Annotated in this window: 21 protein-coding genes; 12 read left to right on the forward strand and 9 right to left on the reverse strand. The window is 71.3% G+C overall.

Annotation, left to right across the window (positions count from 1 at the left end):
• The first annotated feature begins 28 nt into the window (after positions 1 to 28).
• Positions 29 to 271 carry a hypothetical protein gene (locus Aco04nite_RS15910; RefSeq protein ID WP_212997994.1) on the forward strand — a complete coding sequence of 81 codons (243 nt, stop codon included), beginning with the start codon at positions 29 to 31 and terminating at the stop codon, positions 269 to 271.
• A gap of 31 nt (positions 272 to 302) precedes the next feature.
• On the opposite strand, the gene Aco04nite_RS15915 is transcribed toward Aco04nite_RS15910, so the two are convergent.
• Both Aco04nite_RS15915 and Aco04nite_RS15920 read right to left on the reverse strand, forming a co-directional pair.
• Complete coding sequence (locus tag Aco04nite_RS15915) at positions 303 to 1,016, reverse strand: winged helix-turn-helix transcriptional regulator (protein WP_212997995.1); 714 nt, start codon at positions 1,014 to 1,016, stop codon at positions 303 to 305.
• Positions 1,017 to 1,274: 258 nt separating this feature from the next.
• Positions 1,275 to 2,735, reverse strand: coding sequence for an FAD-dependent oxidoreductase (locus tag Aco04nite_RS15920; RefSeq protein ID WP_212997996.1), 1,461 nt, complete (start codon positions 2,733 to 2,735; stop codon positions 1,275 to 1,277).
• A 93-nt stretch (positions 2,736 to 2,828) separates the two neighbouring features.
• Between Aco04nite_RS15920 and Aco04nite_RS15925 the strand changes: the two genes are divergently transcribed.
• From Aco04nite_RS15925 to Aco04nite_RS15950, 6 genes are all read left to right on the forward strand, one after another.
• Positions 2,829 to 3,515: a TetR/AcrR family transcriptional regulator gene (locus Aco04nite_RS15925; RefSeq protein WP_212997997.1), complete on the forward strand. Its 687-nt coding sequence runs from the start codon at positions 2,829 to 2,831 to the stop codon at positions 3,513 to 3,515.
• A 99-nt stretch (positions 3,516 to 3,614) separates the two neighbouring features.
• Positions 3,615 to 4,388 carry a GAF and ANTAR domain-containing protein gene (locus Aco04nite_RS15930; RefSeq protein WP_212997998.1) on the forward strand — a complete coding sequence of 258 codons (774 nt, stop codon included), beginning with the start codon at positions 3,615 to 3,617 and terminating at the stop codon, positions 4,386 to 4,388.
• Positions 4,389 to 4,401: 13 nt separating this feature from the next.
• Entirely contained in the window at positions 4,402 to 5,103 is a 702-nt protein-coding gene (locus tag Aco04nite_RS15935) for a GAF and ANTAR domain-containing protein (RefSeq protein ID WP_212997999.1), read from the forward strand.
• Between the two features lie 16 nt (positions 5,104 to 5,119).
• A complete protein-coding gene (locus Aco04nite_RS15940; RefSeq protein WP_244876032.1) occupies positions 5,120 to 5,836 on the forward strand; it encodes a GAF and ANTAR domain-containing protein in 717 nt (238 codons plus the stop codon).
• Complete coding sequence (locus Aco04nite_RS15945) at positions 5,833 to 6,564, forward strand: GAF and ANTAR domain-containing protein (protein ID WP_212998000.1); 732 nt, start codon at positions 5,833 to 5,835, stop codon at positions 6,562 to 6,564. Before Aco04nite_RS15940 ends, Aco04nite_RS15945 begins: the two co-directional genes overlap by 4 nt.
• Before the next feature lie 80 nt (positions 6,565 to 6,644).
• Entirely contained in the window at positions 6,645 to 7,724 is a 1,080-nt protein-coding gene (locus Aco04nite_RS15950) for a M15 family metallopeptidase (protein ID WP_244876033.1), read from the forward strand.
• Between the two features lie 9 nt (positions 7,725 to 7,733).
• Here the strand turns inward: Aco04nite_RS15950 and Aco04nite_RS15955 are convergent, their stop codons facing one another.
• The 3 genes from Aco04nite_RS15955 to Aco04nite_RS15965 are packed head-to-tail and all read right to left on the reverse strand — an operon-like array spanning position 7,734 to position 9,906.
• Entirely contained in the window at positions 7,734 to 9,008 is a 1,275-nt protein-coding gene (locus Aco04nite_RS15955) for a ferredoxin reductase family protein (protein ID WP_244876034.1), read from the reverse strand.
• Positions 9,009 to 9,055: 47 nt separating this feature from the next.
• Positions 9,056 to 9,367 (reverse strand): hypothetical protein, encoded by a 312-nt coding sequence (locus tag Aco04nite_RS15960; protein ID WP_212998001.1) that lies wholly within the window; start codon positions 9,365 to 9,367, stop codon positions 9,056 to 9,058.
• A 17-nt stretch (positions 9,368 to 9,384) separates the two neighbouring features.
• Positions 9,385 to 9,906 (reverse strand): MFS transporter, encoded by a 522-nt coding sequence (locus Aco04nite_RS15965; protein WP_212998002.1) that lies wholly within the window; start codon positions 9,904 to 9,906, stop codon positions 9,385 to 9,387.
• 72 nt (positions 9,907 to 9,978) lie between these two features.
• On the opposite strand from Aco04nite_RS15965, the gene Aco04nite_RS15970 reads away from it, so the two are divergent.
• Complete coding sequence (locus Aco04nite_RS15970) at positions 9,979 to 10,770, forward strand: LysR substrate-binding domain-containing protein (RefSeq protein ID WP_212998003.1); 792 nt, start codon at positions 9,979 to 9,981, stop codon at positions 10,768 to 10,770.
• Here Aco04nite_RS15970 and Aco04nite_RS15975 read toward each other — a convergent pair.
• Entirely contained in the window at positions 10,767 to 11,159 is a 393-nt protein-coding gene (locus Aco04nite_RS15975) for a nuclear transport factor 2 family protein (protein ID WP_212998004.1), read from the reverse strand. The two genes, Aco04nite_RS15970 and Aco04nite_RS15975, sit on opposite strands and share 4 nt — an antisense overlap.
• Positions 11,160 to 11,280: 121 nt before the next feature.
• Between Aco04nite_RS15975 and Aco04nite_RS15980 the strand changes: the two genes are divergently transcribed.
• The 4 genes from Aco04nite_RS15980 to Aco04nite_RS15995 are packed head-to-tail and all read left to right on the forward strand — an operon-like array spanning position 11,281 to position 15,623.
• Complete coding sequence (locus Aco04nite_RS15980) at positions 11,281 to 13,272, forward strand: bifunctional copper resistance protein CopD/cytochrome c oxidase assembly protein (protein ID WP_212998005.1); 1,992 nt, start codon at positions 11,281 to 11,283, stop codon at positions 13,270 to 13,272.
• A gap of 31 nt (positions 13,273 to 13,303) precedes the next feature.
• Positions 13,304 to 13,888 carry a copper chaperone PCu(A)C gene (locus Aco04nite_RS15985; protein ID WP_212998006.1) on the forward strand — a complete coding sequence of 195 codons (585 nt, stop codon included), beginning with the start codon at positions 13,304 to 13,306 and terminating at the stop codon, positions 13,886 to 13,888.
• Positions 13,889 to 13,905: 17 nt separating this feature from the next.
• Positions 13,906 to 15,069, forward strand: coding sequence for a Dyp-type peroxidase (locus Aco04nite_RS15990; protein WP_212998209.1), 1,164 nt, complete (start codon positions 13,906 to 13,908; stop codon positions 15,067 to 15,069).
• Positions 15,066 to 15,623: a copper resistance CopC family protein gene (locus Aco04nite_RS15995; RefSeq protein WP_212998007.1), complete on the forward strand. Its 558-nt coding sequence runs from the start codon at positions 15,066 to 15,068 to the stop codon at positions 15,621 to 15,623. Before Aco04nite_RS15990 ends, Aco04nite_RS15995 begins: the two co-directional genes overlap by 4 nt.
• A 43-nt stretch (positions 15,624 to 15,666) precedes the next feature.
• Here Aco04nite_RS15995 and Aco04nite_RS16000 read toward each other — a convergent pair whose 3' ends face one another.
• From Aco04nite_RS16000 to nicT, 3 genes are all read right to left on the reverse strand, one after another.
• Positions 15,667 to 16,038 carry a hypothetical protein gene (locus tag Aco04nite_RS16000; RefSeq protein ID WP_212998008.1) on the reverse strand — a complete coding sequence of 124 codons (372 nt, stop codon included), beginning with the start codon at positions 16,036 to 16,038 and terminating at the stop codon, positions 15,667 to 15,669.
• A gap of 284 nt (positions 16,039 to 16,322) precedes the next feature.
• A complete protein-coding gene (locus Aco04nite_RS16005; protein ID WP_212998210.1) occupies positions 16,323 to 17,771 on the reverse strand; it encodes a PepSY-associated TM helix domain-containing protein in 1,449 nt (482 codons plus the stop codon).
• A gap of 72 nt (positions 17,772 to 17,843) precedes the next feature.
• Positions 17,844 to 19,019: a Nickel transporter NicT gene (gene nicT / locus Aco04nite_RS16010; RefSeq protein WP_212998009.1), complete on the reverse strand. Its 1,176-nt coding sequence runs from the start codon at positions 19,017 to 19,019 to the stop codon at positions 17,844 to 17,846.
• Between the last annotated feature and the right edge of the window lie 113 nt (positions 19,020 to 19,132).

Below are 19,132 nucleotides of genomic sequence, written 5' to 3' on the forward strand. Positions count from 1 at the left end.
TACGCCCCCAACCTCCGGGAGTTCCACCATGGCCGCCGTCAGCGCCGTCGATTCCGTCAGCTCGTCCAGCGAGGCCCAGGCAGCGCTGATCAAGTACCAGCAGAAACTCGCCGCGGATCTCGCCGCCAAGGCCGCCGAGAAGGTCATCACGGCGGACAAGGACGCTGTGACAAAGGCCCAGCAGGCCGTGCAGCAGTCCGCCCAGTCTTCACCGGCGGTCACCGCCTCGGCGGCGACCGCGTCCACCGGCGTCCTCGACGTGACGGTCTGAACCCGTCGGGGCCGGAGCGGCCGGCGTCGGCTCAGACCGAGATCGGGGCTTCCTCGATGTCGGTCAGCGGCCGGGCCGGCGGCAGCACGAGCTTGTAGCCGACCTGCCGGACCGTGCCGATCATCGACTCGAACTCGGTGCCGAGCTTGGCGCGCAGTCGCCGCACGTGCACGTCGACCGTGCGGGTGCCACCGAAGTAGTCGTAGCCCCAGACGTCGCGCAGCAGCTGGGCCCGGGTGAACACCTGGCCCGGGTGCTGGGCGAGAAAGCGGAGCAGCTCGAACTCCTTGTAGGTGAGGTCGAGCGGGCGGCCGCGCAGCTTCGCGGCGTACGTCTCGGGGTCGATCGACAGCTCCCCGGCCCGGACCTGGTCACCGGCGCCGGCCGGTGCGGTCGCGAGCCGGCCCACGGCGAACTGCAGCCGGGCCTCGACCTCGGCCGGCCCGGCATCCGCGAGGATCACGTCGTCGACGCCCCAGTCGGCGTTGAGCGCGATCAGGCCCGCCTCGGTGACGACCGTGAGCACCGGCACGCCGAACCCACCGGCCCGCAGCGCGCGGCAGATGCCCCGGGCCTGCGACAGCTCGGAGCGCGCGTCGACGACCACGGCGTCATGGCCGGGCACGGAGATCAGTGCCTGTGGGTCGCGCGGGGCGACGTCCACGGAGTGCGGCAGCAGGTCGAGCGCGGCCAGCACGCCGGACGCCTCGCCGGATCGGGCGGTGCCGAATACCAGAATCTTCACGCGTGACTCCGTCTTTCGCACTCGGCGCTAACCAGTGCGTTCAGGGGGTAGATCCCGGCATCGGTGACGGGCCAGATCGGGGATGGTCCAGATCGGATGGGCCAGATCGGTTGGTCCAGACAGCCGTGGTTCGCCTTTGTGAACGCTCTCACGATACGCGCAGAGCCTAACCGAATCCCCGCTGAAAACCATTTGCCGCCCAGCATCCGATCATCACCGCGGGCGCCCTGGGGTGAGATGACCGAAATGCGAAGTCGATCAATGGCTGCGGGCGCCGGTGAAGCCGACCGTCAGGACGGGGTGTTTCGCCGTTCCGGTGATGGTGTCCCCGTCGACCGTCGCGGTGCAGGCGAGCTTGGCGGGGAACGGAGACGTGATCCGGGCCTTGAACCGCAGCTCGTCGCCGTCGAGGGTGGCGCTGTCGAACGGGCGGCCGTCCAGCGCCCCGGTCACCCCGTCGGCGGTGACCCGGATGGCGAGCTCGGCCACCTGGGTGCCGCCGCCGGTCTGGAACGCGATGGTCCAGTCGCCCGTGAACGCGCGCTCGCTGCGGTAGCGGGCAGCGCCCTGCTCGTAGGCGCGGTGGCTGGCGGCCTGGTCGGGCATCGCCGGATCGGGGTCGTGCTCGACGTCGATGCCGAAGAACGAGCGGGTGGCAGCGTTCGAGGCCTTGGCGAGTGTCGCCGCCCGCGCCTGCATGCCCGGCTCGTAGCGGCGCAGTGCGGCGTCGACGGTGGCTTCCCCGGCGATGGCGTGCGCGAGCTCGGCGGCGTCCAGCAGGGCGAGGTTGACGCCGAAGCCCCCGAACGGCCCCATGGCATGTGCCGCGTCACCGAGCAGGGTGACACCGGGGTTCGGCGCCCAGGTCAGGGGAGTGGGGAGGAACCAGATGGCGCGGTCGACGTACCCGTCGCTGTCGGTCAGGAAAGGCACCAGATCGGCGGACCAACCCGCAAACCTTTCCCTGAGGTACGCCCGGAGCGCACCCGGATCCCCGACGTCGACCCCGGCCCGGGCTGCCCAGCCGGGCTCGGTGCGCATGGCGACGTAGCCACGGATCACGTTGTTGCTGTTGCGCTGGGCGATGATCGCGTTGCCGTCGTCGCCGCGGGCGAACAGGTGGCCCTTGCCGACCAGCCGGTCCAGCCCGGGGTGGCGGCGGTCCGCGTCGTCGTAGCGGACGTCGAGGAACGAGACGCCGGAGTATTCCGGGGCGGCATCGGTGAGCAGCGGCCGGACCCGGGACCACACCCCGTCGGCGCCGATGACGAGGTCGGCCTCGGCGATCGCGCCGTTCGCGAACGTGAGCCGGTGCCGGCCTTCGTTGATCGGGGTGGCGGTGGTGAGCTTGTGGCCCCAGCGGACGGACTCCGGGCGGACGTGGGCGGCGATGAGGGCCCGCAGCTGGCCGCGGTCGATCTCGGGGGCGGCGGTGTCGTGCTCGTCGGGCACGAAGCTGCCGAGCACCGTGCCGTGCCGGTCGACGCTGCGTTTCGCCTGGTCCTCGATCCGGGCGACGGCCAGGAACGCCCCCAGCAGCCCGGCGTCGGCGAGCGCTATCTGGCCGGTGTCGGCGTGCAGGTCGAGCGAGCCGCCGGCATCCCGGGCGTCGGCCGAGGCGTCGCTGTCGTAGACGGTGGCGTCGATGCCGTGCTGCTGGAGCATGCGGGCGCAGAGCAGGCCGCCGGGGCCGGCGCCGATGATCGCGATGGAAGTCATGATGGATCCCCTGTCAGTTGCCAATCAATCGTTTGATTGGTTGATGAGACCGTAGCCAATCGAGTGATTGGTAGTCAAGGTATGATGGGTCTCATGCCACCGAGGACCCGCCGTAACGCCGCCGACACCCGTGCCGAGATCCGCCGGGTCGCCCTCGAGCTGTTCACGGCGAAGGGCTTCGACGCCACCACGACCCGCGACATCGCGGCCGCGCTCGGCATGAACCAGTCGTCGCTCTACTACCACTTCACCGGCAAGGACGAGATCGTCCGGAGTCTGATGGAGGAGCGCCGCCGCGACGTCGACACGTTCCTGACCTGGCTCGAGGCCCAGCCCCGCACGCCGGGCCTGCTGCGCGCCGCGGCCCTGCGCTGGCTCGACAGCACCACCGACGAGCACGTCCACGCCCAGCGCCTCGCCCTGGCCAACCTCGCCGCCCACCAGCGGCTGGGCAGCCGCGAGCTGAGCGTCCCGGGCGCGTTCGAGCAGATCATCGCGTTCTTCGCCGGCCCGGACCCGGCCCCCGCCGACGTCATCTACCTCCGGCTGGCCTTCAACTCCGTGTCCTCGGCGATCATCGCCGCCCAGGGCCTTCCCGTCACCCCGGCCGACATCATCGCCGCCGCCCGCCGCACGGTCCTCGCCCTCACGACCGAGCAGCAGAGCAGCAGAGCAGCCGAGCAGCAGAGCAACCGAGCAGCCGAGCAGCAGAGCCGAGCAGCCGGCAGTCGGCAGCCGGCAACCCTCACCGCCGAAGAGCAGCACCGGTCGGCCTGGTGACGATCAGGCGTAGAATGGCCGAAAAGACGCATGGCGAACTGGTAGCTGTAGCGAGCCCCGGGGTTGCGGTGTTCCACCGAGTAGACCCTGAGGTTGATCGTGTCGATCGACAATGGTGCCGGCCCCGCCGGCGAGCGAGGTTCGTTGATAGGCCGCGCGTTCGGTGAGATCGCGGCAGGCCGCGAAGGCGACGCGATGACCGCTGCTCATGCGCTCACCCGCTGGAGCATGCGGCTGCTGGACGTCGAGGGTGCCGGCGTGATGATGGCCGACCACCACGGGGTGCTCCGCACGATGGTGGTGTCCTCGGAAGCGATCCGGGTGTTGGAGGCCGCCGAGCTCCAGGCAGGCAGCGGCCCCTGCGTGGAGTCGCACCGCCGCTCCCTGTCCTTCTTCCTGCTCGACACCGAGGTCCCCGACACGCGGTGGCCCGGGTTCGGCGCCCAGGCCCGCGTCGCGGGGATGCGTGCCGCCCATGCCGTGCCCGTGCTGCACGACAACGAGGCGATCGGGGTGCTCAATCTGTTCCGTTCGGCCCCCGGGGCGTTCAGTGAATCCGACACCGTACTGGCGTGGGAGCTCGCCGATGCCGCCAGTGCGGCCGTGTCCACCCGCCGGTCGGCTCCGGCCGGCGCCGACGCCGGGCAGGTGCGCGCCGCGGTCGCCGGCGCGGCTCTGGTCGAACGGGCCACCGGGATGCTGGCCGTCCGGCTGCGGATCGATCCCGACACTGCGGGCGGTGTCCTGCGCCTGGCCGCCACGCAGGCGGGGCGATCGCCATCGGATCTCGCGTCCGCGGTTATCAGTGGAGAGGCGAGCATCGTGCTGCCCTTGCCGGTGATCCTTTTCGCGCCGGCTGACGAGCCCGAATGAGCGAGGTCCGCTGATGGAGCAGCCGGAGGAACAGCGGCATGTCCGCCGGCTGGTGTCGTCGCTGCGCGCTCGCGGCGGTGTCGGTGCGCTGAGTGCCGAATGTCTGGGCGAGGTGCCCGAGGTCGACGGCGTGGTTCTGTCGGTGCTCGCCGCCGGGGCCGGGGAGGTCATGCTCAGCGACAGCGGACCGTTCGCCGACCAGGTGGAGGATCAGCACTCCCGTTCGGGACAGGGCCCCCATCTCGACGCGACCGCCACCGGTGACGTGGTGCTGGCCGATGATCTCGGGGCTCCCGCGGCCCGCTCACGGTGGCCGCTCTTCGCTCCGGAGATGTCAGCCGCCGGGGTGAACTCGATATTCGCGTTTCCGGTGTCGATCGATGGTCTGCCCGTGGGGATCCTGAGCCTGCACCGTGGCGCCGCAGGGCCGCTGAGTGCTGCCGGGCAGGCCCGGGCGCGCCGGTACAGTGAGGCGGCCGCGGTGTTGCTCGGTGATCACGCAACGGGTGGCGCCACCGGCGGCGTGGTGCTGCCGGTGTACGCCGGTGAGCTTCAGCAGGCGGTAGGGATCATCATGGAGATGGGCGGGGTGGACGCCGCGACCGCCCTGCACCGGATGCGGGCCTACGCCCGGCACAGTTCGCGACCTATGCGTGAGGTGGTGGCCGAGGTACGTACCTGCCGGCTTCCCTTCGACCCGACTGCAGCGACATGAGCGGGAGGACATCGGCGTGGATGACGTGAGACTGGCGGTTCGCCGGCTGATCGCCGCTTCCGTCCGGCCGGGAACGTCGACCGGCATGTTCCTGCACCAGGTCTGCCGGACGGCGGCGCAGGCGTTGTCGGCCTCGGGTGCGGGGATCAGCATGATGACCACCGACGGCACCCGTGGCGTGTGCGCCGCGTCCGATCCGGTCAGCGAACGCGTCGAGGAGCTGCAGTTCGTCATGGGAGAAGGTCCGTGCATGGATGCCTTCGCCACCAGGCGCCCGGTCCTCATCGCTGATCTCGGTGCCGGTGCGGTGAGTCGCTGGCCCGGATACGCGCCCGCGGCCCTGCAGGACGGTGTGCGGGCGGTGTTCGCCTTCCCGCTGCAGATCGGCGCTGCCCGGCTCGGCATCCTGGACGTCTTCCGGGAACGGGCCGGCCCGCTCAGTGCGACCGAACTGCCCATGGCACTGCATTTCGCCGACGTGACCGTGGAAGCGCTGATCGACCGGCAGAGCGACGCCGGAACCGCGGCGGACGCCGACAGTCTGGCCGTCGACGTCGGGCACGGTGCGCAACTGTTCCAGGCCCAGGGGATGGTTATGATCCAGCTGGGCGGCAGCATCACCGAGGCATCGGCGCGGATCCGCGCCTATGCGTACGCGCAGGACCGTCGCCTGGACGACGTAGCCAGCGACATCGTTGCCCGCCGTCTGCGATTCGACAAGGACCAGCCATGACCACTGTTTCCGCCGAGCGGCTGGCGGCAATCTTCGTCGAGGTGGCCGACACCCTGGTCGACGACTTCGACCTGATCGAATTTCTGCACATGCTCACCGAGCGCGCCACCACCCTGGTCGGTGCCGCGGCCACAGGGCTCGTCCTGGCCGATGCGCACGGGCGCCTGGAGTTCATGGCCGCCTCCGACGAGAACGTCAAACTGCTGGAGCTCTTCCAGCTGCAGTACGACCAGGGCCCGTGCCTGGAGGCCTTCGCCAGCGGGCAGCCCGTGATCAACGTCGATCTCGCCGGCGCGTCCGGACGCTGGCCCCGCTTCGCCCCCCGGGCGACGGCGGCCGGGTACCAGAGCGTGCACGCCTTCCCGTTACGGGTCCGCAGCCAGGTGATCGGCGCGATGAACGTCTTCGGTGACCACCGGGGCGGCGACTTCACCGACGCGGACGTACCGCTCATGCAGGCACTCACCGACGTCGCCGCCATCGGACTGCTCCAGGAACGTGCGATCAGCCGCGGTGAGATGCTCACCGAACAGCTGCAGTCCGCGCTGAACAGCAGAATCGCCCTCGAACAGGCCAAGGGCGCGGTCGCCCAGGCCGCCGGCATCTCCGTCGACGAAGCGTTCCTGGCGATCCGCGCCTACGCCGTCGGTCACCACCGGAAGCTGACCGATCTCTGCTACGCGATCATCACCGAGCGGGGCACGGCCGAACGGATCACCTCTGCCTGACCCGTTCGCAGGATCGAGCGCAACCGTTCCGCTACGGCATCGGGCCAGGGATGCACCTGGGGCTCGCGAGAGTCTCTGGGGTGACGACACAACACCGAACCCGAGCCCATCAGCAGATGTACGCCCGAGCGCGCCGTTGTTTCGCCGTCGCGGCCCTCGCCGTGACCGTGACGGTTGCCGGCACACCGACCATCGCCTCCGCGGCTGTCCCGAGCTCGGCGCGCAAGTGGACCGCACTGATGCGCCAGAGCCTGACGGGCAGCCCCGAGTACATCGCGCTCCGCAGGACCCTGGCCACCCAGCGGGCGACCCTGGTGAACCAGGCCGCCGGGGTCACCACGGCCCGGCTCGCGCACGACACCGCGCAGACCGGGCTGACGGCGGCGGTCACCGCCGACGGCACCTCGCGTACCCGGCTCGCGATCTCGATCGAGGCCCTGACCAGCGCCAAGAACACCCGCACGGTCGTGCTGCAGCAGCGGCCCCGCAAGGAGGCCGCCGTGACCCGCGCGCAGGCCGCAGTGACCGCCGCCGCGAAGACCGTGACGGCCGACCGGGCCGTGGCGCGTCAGTCCGCCGCGCTGCTGCGGACGGCGCTGGGCACCGCGCTGGCCACGACCGGTGACCTGGACACCGCGACCACCGCGTGGCAGACCACCTCCGACCGGCTCCGGGTGAACCAGCAGAAGCTCGTCGCCCTGGACACGTCCGCCGAGACGCGCGCGCAGGCCGCCGCGATCAGCGGGACCGTCGTCAACGAGATCCGCACCGGGTTCGCCACCACCGACACCACCACCGTGTACGGCATCACCGTGCACAAGAGCGTCGCGTTCGCGTTCAAGCGGATGCTCGACGACGCGAAGAGCGACGGCGTCGTGCTGTCCGGCGGCGGGTTCCGCACCCGGCAGCGCCAGATCGAGCTCCGGAAGATCAACGGCTGCCCCGACATCTACACCGCGCCGCCGTCGTCGTGCCGGGTGCCGACGGCGATCCCCGGCCGGTCGCTGCACGAGATCGGCCTGGCCGTCGACATGACGTCCGGCGGCAGCACCCTCACCTCGGGCAGCGCGGGCTTCAAGTGGCTCTCCGCGCACGCCGACGAGTACGGCTACGAGAACCTGCCGTCCGAGCCGTGGCACTGGTCGATCACGGGCAGCTGAAACTGAGTTCTATCCACCGGCGAGCCTGAAGAGCTCCGCGTGCACCTGTTTCCGGGGCACGCGGAGCTCGTTCAGTGTTCGCAGCACGGCGTCGGTCATCGCAGCCGGCCCACAGATGAAGACGTCGCGGTCGGTGACGTCGGGGACCAGCGTGACGAGGTTCCGCGCGGTGAACGGGTTGTTGTCCGGCCCGGTCCGGCCGGTCAGCAGGTGCAGGCGATCTCCCGCGAGGTCGCGCAGTTCGTCGCCGAGGACCGCGTCCGCGGCGTCCCGCACGCGGTAGAGCACGACGGTGTCACCCAGGTCCGGGTCTTCGAGGAGGGCCCGGATCGGGGTGACGCCGATGCCACCGGCGATCAGCAGCGACTTCTCCCGGACCCGCCGTGCCGTGGTCATCGCGCCGTACGGTCCCTCGACCAGCACGCGGGTGCCGACCGGCAGGTCCCGCAGCCCCGAACTGGTGGTCCCGATGCCCTTCGCGGTCAGCCGCAGCGAGGTGCCGTCCGGCGCGGCCGACAGCGAGAACGGGTTGACCTGCCACCACGGGTTGTGACCGGGGAACCGCCACAGGAAGAACTGCCCCGCGCGGGCGTTCAACCGGTCAAGGTCACGACCGCTGACGTGTACGGAGACAGCGTCCCCCGCCTCCGGAACAACGGCGCTGACCCGCAACCGGTGCCGGGCGTTACGGAGCAGCGGGACGATCAACCGCCCGGTGAGCAGCGCACCGATCGCGAGCGCCCACAACCCCCACCAGTAGACCTGCGCCACGGCGTTGACCTTGAACGCGGTGCCCTCGTACACCTGGTGGATCACGGCGAGCACGATCACGGCGTACACCAGGAAATGAATGGCATGCCACACCTCGTAGGGCAGCCGCTTGCGCGCGGTGCGCACCGAAAGCGCCACCACCACGACGATCAGCCCGACCGCGATCATCCCGAGCAGCACCGGCGTCTGCTTCGAGAAGTTCACCGTCTCGCGCAGCACCGGGATCCTGTCGTAGCGGGCGAACCCCAGCAGCACGAACGCCGGGTGCAGCAGCGCGAGCCAGAAGATCGACAGCCCGGTCCACCGGTGCCACGCGGTGAGCCGGTCCATCCCGAACCTGCGGTCCAGCACCGGCAGCCGCGCGATCAGCAGCAACTGCACGACCAGCATGAACGCGAGGTAGAGACCGAGCAGTCGCCCGATCGCCCCGAACGTGTTGTGCGCGGGCGAGTCCACCGCGAAGTACATCGCATGCACGACGACGGCATTGGCCACCAGAAAAGCCCAGATCACCCCGCCGACGCTAGAGCAAATTCAGCACGGCGCCATAGTGCCGGCGGTCAATTCGTGGCCATGCGGATCAGTGCGTTGCCGCCGAGCAGCAGGACATCCGCGCCGGCGACCAGGGCCATGCTCAGGTGCAGCCGCCGGGAGATCTCCTCCGGGTCGGTGCCGGTCAGGCCGCGAATCAGCTGGACCAGCGCGGCGACCACGAGCGGGATGCCACCGATGAGCAGGTAGCCGACCGATCCCGGGGTGTTGCCCCGGGCGACCAGCAGCGCCACCATCGCCGCGGGAACCACCCCGAACAGGACCACGGTGAGCCCGGCATACCAGCGCAGCGATCGGGTCGCGTCCGTCAGCTTCTCCACTGGCCGATGCTATCCGCTCACCGGCTGACCTTTTCGAGGGCCACGGGGGCGGGCGTCCTCCACGTCGCGGCGACCACGATCGTCGCCGCCGCGAGGATGCCCGCCAGGATGCGGTAGCCGATCGCCAGCCCGGCGGTGAAGTCCGCCGCGGAGCGGAGCGCGTGGTGCGAGTTCAGCACCGTGCCGATCACCGCCACCCCGAGCGCCGCGCCGAGCTCGCGGGCGGCGGAGTTGAGCCCCGAGCCGAGGCCCGCACCGGTCGCGGGCAGCCCGGCCAGGATGCCGCCCGTCAGCGCGGGCGCGCACGCACCCATCACACCCATCCCGACCGCGAGCGGCGCGATGGCGAAACCGGTGAGCAGCGTCGAGTATCCCTTGACGTCCTGCAGGTACTGCGCGTTGACGAAGAGCCCGAACAGGGCCAGGAACGCGGCACCGACGCCGAGGGTGCCCGCGCGCACGGTTGCCACCCGGAAGACCCGGGGGTCGAGCAGGGGACGTTCGGCCCTGAGCGCGTACGCGATGAAGACCGCGACCAACCCCAGACCCAGGCCGAACCCGCCGAGTACGCCCGGAGCGCCCCACCCCCGCGAAGGTCCCTCGATAATGCCGTGGAGCAGGGCGAACAGCCCGCCGGTGAGCAGTACCGTGCCGATCGGGTCGAGGGCCGCCTTGGGCCAGCGCGGCCGCCGCCCCGGCCAGAGGTCCACGCCCTCGTCGAACGGGCGCAAGCGGTATTCACCCCGCCCGGCCCGCCGGACCTGTCCCGCATCGAGCGCACGTTCGCGATCCTGGCCGAGGACGTCGCGATCTCCTTCGGCCCGGAGCTGCTCACCCGGTTGCAGACCGACGCCCCGAACGTCGCGCTGCGCTTCCTCGGCGAAGCCCCGTCGCTCGACCGCATGCTCCGCGACGGCGACGCCGACCTGGACATCGGCGTGATCCACGCCCCGCCGCCGGAGATCCGGGTCGAACCGCTGTTCACCGATCGGATGGCGGTCGTGGTGCGAGCCGGGCACCCGCTGACCCTCGGCCGTCTCACCAGCGAACGCCTCGCCGCCGCCGCGCACGTGAGCGCCTCGCGCCGCGGCCGGCTCTCCGGCCCGATCGACGCGGCCCTCGCCGAGCACGGTCTGCGCCGGCAGGTGGCGATGGCCGTTCCGACGTACGCCGCCGCGGTCCTGGTCTGCGCCCGCACGGACCTGGTGGGGCTCCTGCCCGCCCGGGTCGGCCGGCACACCCGCGACACGCTGGGTCTGGTCGCCCTCGACCCGCCGATGGACCTGCCCCCACTGGAGATCTCCCAGGCCTGGCACCAGCGCTACGACGCCGACGGCGCCCACAACTGGCTGCGCGCCTGCGTCCGCGAGGTCGCCGGCATCCTCAGCGAGGAGGATCGCTAGGAGCCGGTCGCCTCGCGCTGGATCCGGGGGAATTCCGCTGCCATGGCGGCCGACAGGGCCTGCGCGGCGGACAGGGGGCGGACCATGACCGTCAGCTCGTCGATCAGGCCGTCGGCGTCGAGGTGCAGGAAGTCGCAGCCCTCGACGCGTACGTCGCCGACTCTGGTCTCGAAGACCAGGGCGTGGTCGCGGCCGTCGCCGCCGCTCAGCTCGCGCACGTAGCGGAAGTCCTCGAAGACCCGCAGCACGCCGCGCAGGATCGCGGCCGTGAGGGCCCTGCCCTGGTACGGCTTGAACGCCACGGGGCTCCGGAACACCACGTCGTCCGCGAGCGCTGCCTCGATGGCCTCGGCGTCGCGCGCTTCGACGGCCTTCCTGAATGCGGTCATGCAGCCAGATTAATGCCCCGACGGCGATGGCGCGCCCGGACAAAACCGTGATCGGGAGTCGTGGGTCACGCCCGGGAACTCACCGCGTCGCGTCACCGACTGTGCTGAGGTGCGTGATGCGGTGAGGACGTCGTCCGTGGTGGCGGCGGCAACGGGTACGACCGTGGTGGCCCTCGTGGCGGCCCTGCTGTTCGGCGGGGCCGTCGACGACAGCGTGCTGCCCGGCATCCCGAGCCCCGGCGCCGTCACCGAGTGGACACTCCCGGCGCTCACCGCCCTGGCGAACGTCCTCGGTGTGCTGACCGTCGGCCTGACCGTGACCGCGGCGTTCCTGCTGCCCGGCGACGGTGGCAGCGTCGCGGCGCACGGCTGGCGGCTGCTGCGCCGCACCACCTGGCTCGCCCTCGGCTGGGCCCTGACCTGCGCCGCCCTGGTCATCTTCACGGTGTCCGACATCCTGGGCGTGCCGCCGGGGCAGCTCAGCCGCCAGTCCGTGCTCAGCTTCGCGTTCTCGATCTCGCAGGGGCAGGCACTGCTGACCCAGATCGGGCTGGCGATGGCCGTGGTGATCCTGTCGCGCTCCGGGGTGTCACGGGGGACGGCCGCCCTCACCGCCGGCCTCGCGCTGGTCGCGCTGCTGCCACCGGCGCTGACCGGCCACTCGGCCGGCGCGGGAGATCATCAACTCGCGGTGACCAGCCTGGCCCTGCACGTCGCCGCGGCGTCACTCTGGGTGGGTGGTCTGGCAGGACTGCTGACCGTACGCCGTCATCGCCGGTTCTCGGACACCGCTGAGCGCTACAGCCGGTTGGCGCTGGCATGTTTCGGGGCGACGGCGATCAGCGGCACCGCGAACGCTATCGTGCGACTGGGTCACTGGGATGCCCTGTGGACCTCCCGCTACGGCGTCCTCGTGCTGCTCAAGGTCCTGGCGCTCGCGCTGGCCGGGGTGATCGGCGCAGTCCATCGTTCCCGCACCCTGCCGGCCCTGCGCGCGGGCGCACCGTGGGCGTTCCTGCGGCTCGCGGCGGGGGAGCTCGCGGTGCTCGGTGCCGCGATCGGGCTCGCCGTCGCCCTGTCCCGCAGCCCCACCCCCGTCGTGGAACCCGATCAGCCGGACCCGCTCGTGGAGTTGCTCGGCTTCGACCAGCCCGGCCCGCTCACCGCGGCCCGGCTCCTCGGCGGCTTCCTGCCCGACATGTTCTTCCTGACCGTCGTCGCCGTGGGCATCGCCGCCTACCTGGCCGGGGTGCGGCGCCTGCACCGGGCCGGTCACGCCTGGCCCGCGAGCCGGACGGCGTCCTGGGTCGGCGGCCTGCTGCTCCTCGGCGCGATCACCTGCCTGGGCGTCGCGAAGTACGCGTACGTGCTGTTCAGCGTCCACATGGTGCAGCACATGGTCCTGTCGATGGTCGTGCCGCTGCTGCTCGTCGGGGGCGCCCCGGTGACCCTGGCCCTGCGCGCGCTGAAGCGGCCGTCCGATCCGCAGGTCCGCGGTGCCCGCGAGTGGCTGCTGCTGGCCCTGCACAGCCGCGTCTTCCGCCTGCTCAGCCATCCGCTCGTCGCCCTCGGCATCTACGTCGTCAGCCTGTACGGGCTCTACATGGGCGACCTGCTCGGCACGCTGATGCGCTACCACCTCGGGCACCTGGCGATGCTGGTCCACTTCGTGCTCGCCGGGTACCTGCTGTTCTGGGTGCTGATCGGCATCGACCCGGGTCGCCACCGCGTCCACCCTGCGCTGCTCACGGTCGTGCACTTCCTCGCCATGGTCGCGCACGCGTTCTTCGGTTTCGTGCTCCTGCAAGCCACGACCGTGATCGCCGCGGACTGGTACACCGCCGTACACCCCGCGTGGGCCTCGTCGCTGCTCACCGACCAGCACCTCGGCGCCGGTCTTGCCTGGGCGTTCGGCGAGCTGCCCGCCGTGGCCGTCATGCTGCTGCTGGTCCGGCAGTGGATCCGCTCCGACGAACGCGAGCAGGCCCGCCTCGACCGGGCCGCCGACCGCGCCGACGCCAGTGGCGAGGAGGACGACCTCGCCCGCTACAACGCGTTCCTGGCCCGGGCGTCTGAAGAAACCGGGAACTTCTCGCGAGGGGTTCGCGACTAACTATGCGAAACCCCTTCAACGAACGGATATCATGCGAAACCCCTCGATTCGTCGCCGTACGCTGTCCGTGACCGTGCTGACCGGCGTCCTCGCCACCCTGGGCCTCGCGGGCTGCGGCAGCGACTCCTCCTCCACGGCGTCCCCCGCCCCGGGCCCGTCCACAGTGGCGGCGACGCTGACCGTGAAGGACCCGTGGGTCAAGGCCGCCACCGCCGGCACGATGACCGCGGCGTTCGGCGTCCTGGTCAACGACACCGGTGCCGACGTCACCATCACGAGCGCGGAGTCGCCGGCGTCGCCGATGGAGCTGCACGAGATGACCATGAAGGACGGCAAGATGGTCATGCAGCCCAAGCAGGGCGGCTTCGTCATCAAGGCCCGGAGCACCCACGAGCTCAGCCCCGGCGGCGACCACCTGATGCTGATGAAACCCGCCACGGCGATCGAGGCCGGCGACGAGGTCTCGTTCACCCTGAAGCTCGCCGACGGCTCGACGGTCCCGTTCACCGCGATCGCCAAGCCCTTCGCCGGAGCCGGCGAGAGCTACGACCCGGGAATGGCCATGCCCGGGTCCGCCCCCGCTTCCGCCATGCCGATGGGGAGCACTGCCCCGTGAGCTCCCGACCCTCCCCGGTGAGCCGGCGGCGCCTGCTCGCCGGGGGCGCGGTCGCCGGTCTCGGCGCTGTTGCCGCTGCCGGCGCCACCGTTGTCACCGGGGCCGCTGATGTGCTGCCGGTCCAGGCCGCTGTCCCCGATACGGGTACGGCCACCGTCCCCTTCTACGGCACCAGGCAGGCCGGTGTGGCCCAGGACCCGCCCGCGCAAGCCGCCTTCGTGGCGCTCACCCTGGCCGCCGGTACCGACAAACGCGCGGTCGCCCGGATGATGCGCCTGCTCACCGATGACGCGGCGCGCCTGACCCGGGGAGAGCCCGCCCTCGGCGACACCGACGCCACCCTCGCGGTGCTGCCCGCCCGGCTCACCGTGACGTTCGGCTTCGGCCCGGGCCTCTACGCCGTGGCCGGGCAGCGTTCCCCGGTCGCCGACCTGCCCGCGTTCGCCATCGACCGCCTCGAAAAGCGGTGGTCCGGAGGCGACCTGCTGCTGCAGATCTGCGCCGACGACCCGCTGACCGTCACCCACACCCAGCGGATGCTCATCAAGGACGCCCGCCCGTTCGCCGCGGTCCGCTGGGTCCAGCAGGGTTTCCGGCGCAGCCCCGGCGTCCAGTCCCCGGAACACACCCAGCGCAACGTTCTCGGCCAGCTCGACGGCACCGCCAACCCGCGCGGCCCCGGGATCGACCCGGCGGTCTGGAACCCGGACGGCTCGACCCAGCTGGTCGTGCGCCGGATCCGCGCGGAGATCGAAAAATGGGACCTCCTCTCGGTCACCGACAAGGAGAACGCCGTGGGCCGCCGGATGGCCACGGGCGCCCCGCTCAGCGGCACGGACGAGCACGACGATCCCGACTTCACGGCCCTCGACGACGCCGGCCTGCCGAAGATCCCGGACTTCTCCCACGTCACCCGCGCGCACGTCACCGACCCGGCGATGAAGATCCTGCGGCGGCCGTACAACTATGACGGCGTGCCGAACGCTCTGGGTCATCCCGACGCGGGCCTGATCTTCGCGGCGTTCCAGCGCGACATCGCCCGCCAGTTCGTACCCATCCAGCAACGCCTCGCGGACAAGGACCTGCTGAACGAATGGATCACCCCGATCGGCTCGGCCGTCTTCGCCGTCCCGCCCGGCTGTTCCGAGGGCGGCTGGATCGGCGAGCAGGTCCTCGCATGAAGAAGGCACTCGCCGCCCTCGCCGCGATCCTCGTCGTGCTGCTGCCGGCTGCCCCGGCCTGGGCCCACGCCCAGATGATCGCCTCCACGCCGGCCAAGGACGCCACCCTGACGACGGCACCCACCGCGATCACCCTGAAATTCACCGAGCGCCTCAACCCCGGCTTCACCACCATCGTCCTCAGCGACGCGGCCAGACAACGCATCCCCGCAGCACCCCCGGCCATCGACTCGGCCACCGGCACCCTCACCCTCACCCAGCCCCTCACCAACGGCCCGTACACAGTGGCCTACCGGGTCGTGTCGGTCGACGGCCACACGGTGCAGGGCTCCTACCTCTTCACGGTCGCCGACCCGGCCCTGCCGGCGGCCACGGCCACGGTCGCCGTCGCCCCGTCCGGCGGCGCGGCCGCGTCGGAGCCCGGCTCCGGGGGCGTTCCCACGGGCGCGCTGATCGGCCTGGGCGCGGCGGGGGTGGCCCTCGCGGCGATCGCGCTGTTCCTGGTTCTCTCCGCCCGGCGGCGCGCAACTGCCCAACGGGCGAGCCGGCCCTGACCGCGACGACTCCGGCGAGTGCGGCGGCGGGTTGGCCGGAGGATCAGCCCGGCGGCATTCGCGTGGTGAACGTGAGTGGCCGGCCCGTCCGAGGGACGAGCGCGACGGTGATGCGGATGTGCCGGCCGGGTGGCAGGGGAGCGGCGGCGAGGGCTGTGCTTCCCGCGACCGGCTGGACGGCGACGGGCAGGCCGTCGATGCTCAGGGTCCACGTGCGCACCGGCCCGATCGCCGGATCGGCGCACAGGTGCAGGAGGGCGTTGCCGCCGTGCGCCGGCTCGACGCGTACCAGCAGCTCACGGCCGTCCGTGTAGGCAGCCGTCGACGTCCGTGCCGGGCACGGCCCCTTCGCCGCGGCGGCACCCATGAGGGGACCGGTCGCGAGAAGGGTGACGCTGACGGCGAGCGCGGCCACAGCCGCGGCAAAAGCCAGCGGCCCGCGCCACGACCTCGGCGCGGGCGGCGGCAGCGCGACAGTGCGTTCCCAAATCAGCTCCAGCCCGTCGGCGCTGTGCCGGACGGTCAGGGCGGCTCGGGGAACGGCCCGGCGGTGGCGTCGGCCCCGGCAGTAGCGGGTGCCGGTCGTCGGTGACGGGGGGGTCGTACCCCTCGGATCTCATGGTGGGGTAGTCGCTGGTGGGCCGCCCGCGGTTCCCGGCTCTGCGGGTTCCGCGGGCGGCCTCACCAGGGCCGGGACGGTCAGCTTCCCGCAGGTGCGGGGGAAACCGGGACGGGCGGGCGTGGCCGGCCCGACCGGTTGCGGATCGCGCCGATGATGACGTCGGCCACCAGGAACGCGGCCAGCGGGATGCCGAACAGGGGCAGCGCCCAGCCCAGGGCGAAGACCACCGGGACGCCGGCGATGATGCCCCAGGTGGGTAGTTGCTGCCAGGCGCCCCGGGCGGGCGGGGCACCGGCGAGAGCCCGGCGGTCGGTGCGGGTGGGGCGGCGTTGCCACCACATGCGGTAGCCCCAGACGATGACGCAGATCAGGCCGATGGCGAGGGCGGCGAGCAGGAGCTGGTTGACGATGCCGAACAGGGTTCCCATGTGGGCGTTGATGCCCCAGCGGGTGAGCTTGGACAGGACGGGCCAGTCGGCGAAGTCGACGCGATCGGTGACCTGGGCGGTGGTGGGGTCGACGGCGACGCTGTCCCGGCCGACCGGCCACAGGTTGCGGGTCTGGGTGACCGTCCAGGCGGTGGTGGCGTCGGTGGGGACGGCGAGTTCCACCGGGCCGTCGATGCCGTTGTCGCGGGCGGCCTTCAGAACGGCGTCGGCGGCCGCCGGGTCGGCGGTGCCCGCCGTCGGGGCCGGGGCCGCACCGCCGTGGTGGCTGGGGGCGGGTGCCGCCGCGGCTCCGGCGGTCAGCTCGGTTGCTACCGACGGGGTGCCCGACTTCAGCGAGTCGAGGGCCGTGGCGAAGTTGCCACCGGCGTAGCGGGACCAGGTCAGGCCGGTGGCGGAGAGCAGGAGCAGGCCGACCGTGAGCCAGACACCGGTGGCGGCGTGCCAGCTGCGCGTACGGCGTACCCCCTTCTTGGCGGTGAGGTCGGGGGTGAGCAGTTTGCGGCCGCGCTGGCGGCGCCACCAGAGGACGAGGCCGCCGAGGGCGATGACGCTGAGCCAGCTCGCCGCGAACTCGGAGTAGTAGCGGCCCGTGTCGCCCAGGTGCAGGTTGCGGTGCAGGTCGTCGAGCCAGGTCTTGAACGGGGTGGTGGCGAACCAGGTGGTCAGCTGCCCGGTCACGGCTGCTGTGTACGGGTTCACGTACACCGTGTGGGAGTGTTCCTCGTCGAGCTCGGGGGACGTGAAGTCGACCTGGGTGGTCGTGTCGCCGTCGCCCGGGCGTACCAGGATCGGGTCGCCCTGGGGATGGGTGGCGCGGGCCGCCGCGATCTGCTCGGCCAGCGGCCTGGCCGCGGTGCCCGGGTCCGAGACGGTGAGCTCGTCCGCGTAGACGGCGCGCTCCATCTGCGGTGCGAACGCGTACGCCAGCCCGGTCAGCGCCGCGACCAGCAGGAACGGCGCGACGACGATTCCGGCGTAGAAGTGCAGACGCAACAGCAGCGGGCCGAAACTTCGCGTGGGCGTGGGGCGCGGGCGCGGTAAGGGTGGGGCTTCGGTCTGTGTTGCGGTCGTTGACATCGGCACCTCGGGGATGATGGGTCGGCTGTGACTCGCATCATTGGTCGCCCGGGGTCGCCGAATGGTTCCCGGCTACTCGCTGTTCGCCGGGTTCAGGCCGCTGGTCGCTGGGGTGAGGTCGCTGTCAGCCGGCGCCGGGTCGCTGTGCGCCGGGGTCGGATCCGTGGACCAGCGCTGTTCGATGCGCCCGAGACGCCAGATCGCGATGGCGGCGATCCAGGCGAGCACGAAGAGTCCGACGATGGCGTACCCGGCGTAGTCGAGAGGGATGGCACCGATTGCCGCGAGCGGGCCCGTGGTGATGTGGGCCTGGTCGTCGAGGACGCCGATCAGTTCGATGGTGCCGATGACCAGGGCCACCGCCACGGAGATGGACGTGATGGTGATGTTGTAGAAGACCTTGCGGACCGGTTTCGCGAACGCCCAGCCGTACGCGGCGTTCATGAACACGCCGTCGACGGTGTCCATCAGGCACATGCCGGCGGCGAACAGGATCGGCAGCACGAGGATCGAGTAGAACGGCAGGGCGAACGCGGCGGCACCCCCGGCGAGGACGAGCAGGCCGACCTCGGTGGCGGTGTCGAAGCCTAGGCCGAAGAGTACGCCGACGGGGTAGATGTGCCACGGTTTGCGTACTGACTTGGTGAGGCCGCCGAGGATGCGGTTCATGAAGCCGCGCTTGTTGAGCTGGTCCTCGAGCTCCTGCTCGTCGAAGTGGCCGCTGCGCATCCGGCGGAAGACGCGGATGATCCCGAGCAGCACGACGAGGTTCAGGATGCCGAGGACCCAGAGGAACACGCCCGAGACCGACGCGCCGATGACCCCGGCGACCGAGTGCAGGCCCGATCCGCCGTCCGACACCTGACCGGCGAGCGCTTTCACGCCGACGGAGAGCAGGAACGACAGCGTGAACACGATCGTCGAGTGGCCGAGGGAGAACCAGAATCCGACCGACAGCGGCTTGCGTACGTTGTCCTGCATCAGTTTGCGGGTGGTGTTGTCCACAGCCGCGATGTGATCGGCGTCGAACGCGTGCCGCAGCCCGAACGTGTAGGCGAGCACCCCGACGCCGACGGTGAAGACGGGATGGTCGCCGCCGAGGTGGAAGTGCTTCGGCACGACCAGCCCGAACAGGATCGCGAACCCGGCCACGTGCAGCAGCACGATGAACCCCGCCATGCCGGCCAGCGAGCGCCGGTCCTCGCGGGTCAGGCTCCGCCGGAAGCGGGACAAGCGGGTGTCGGCCATGCGCCTTCTTCCCCTGCACAGGTAGCTGTATCGACCAGAAACCTACTCTATTGCAACTCCTTGGCGACAGCGTGACCTGGGCAACTGGCGTGATCTTGGCAACTGACCGGTTA

Origin of the sequence: Winogradskya consettensis, from assembly GCF_018332715.1 — a bacterium.
Taxonomy (GTDB): Bacteria; Actinomycetota; Actinomycetes; order Mycobacteriales; family Micromonosporaceae; genus Actinoplanes; species Actinoplanes consettensis.

Bases quoted from the DNA above. Each gene is read 5' to 3' on its own strand.
- Aco04nite_RS15910 (WP_212997994.1), top strand. From the start codon at position 29: ATGGCCGCCGTCAGCGCCGTCGATTCCGTCAGCTCGTCCAGCGAGGCC.
- Aco04nite_RS15920 (WP_212997996.1), bottom strand. From the start codon at position 2,735: ATGACTTCCATCGCGATCATCGGCGCCGGCCCCGGCGGCCTGCTCTGC.
- Aco04nite_RS15925 (WP_212997997.1), top strand. From the start codon at position 2,829: ATGCCACCGAGGACCCGCCGTAACGCCGCCGACACCCGTGCCGAGATC.
- Aco04nite_RS15935 (WP_212997999.1), top strand. From the start codon at position 4,402: ATGGAGCAGCCGGAGGAACAGCGGCATGTCCGCCGGCTGGTGTCGTCG.
- Aco04nite_RS15945 (WP_212998000.1), top strand. From the start codon at position 5,833: ATGACCACTGTTTCCGCCGAGCGGCTGGCGGCAATCTTCGTCGAGGTG.
- Aco04nite_RS15975 (WP_212998004.1), bottom strand. From the start codon at position 11,159: ATGACCGCATTCAGGAAGGCCGTCGAAGCGCGCGACGCCGAGGCCATC.
- Aco04nite_RS15985 (WP_212998006.1), top strand. From the start codon at position 13,304: ATGCGAAACCCCTCGATTCGTCGCCGTACGCTGTCCGTGACCGTGCTG.
- Aco04nite_RS15995 (WP_212998007.1), top strand. From the start codon at position 15,066: ATGAAGAAGGCACTCGCCGCCCTCGCCGCGATCCTCGTCGTGCTGCTG.
- Aco04nite_RS16005 (WP_212998210.1), bottom strand. From the start codon at position 17,771: ATGTCAACGACCGCAACACAGACCGAAGCCCCACCCTTACCGCGCCCG.
- nicT (WP_212998009.1), bottom strand. From the start codon at position 19,019: ATGGCCGACACCCGCTTGTCCCGCTTCCGGCGGAGCCTGACCCGCGAG.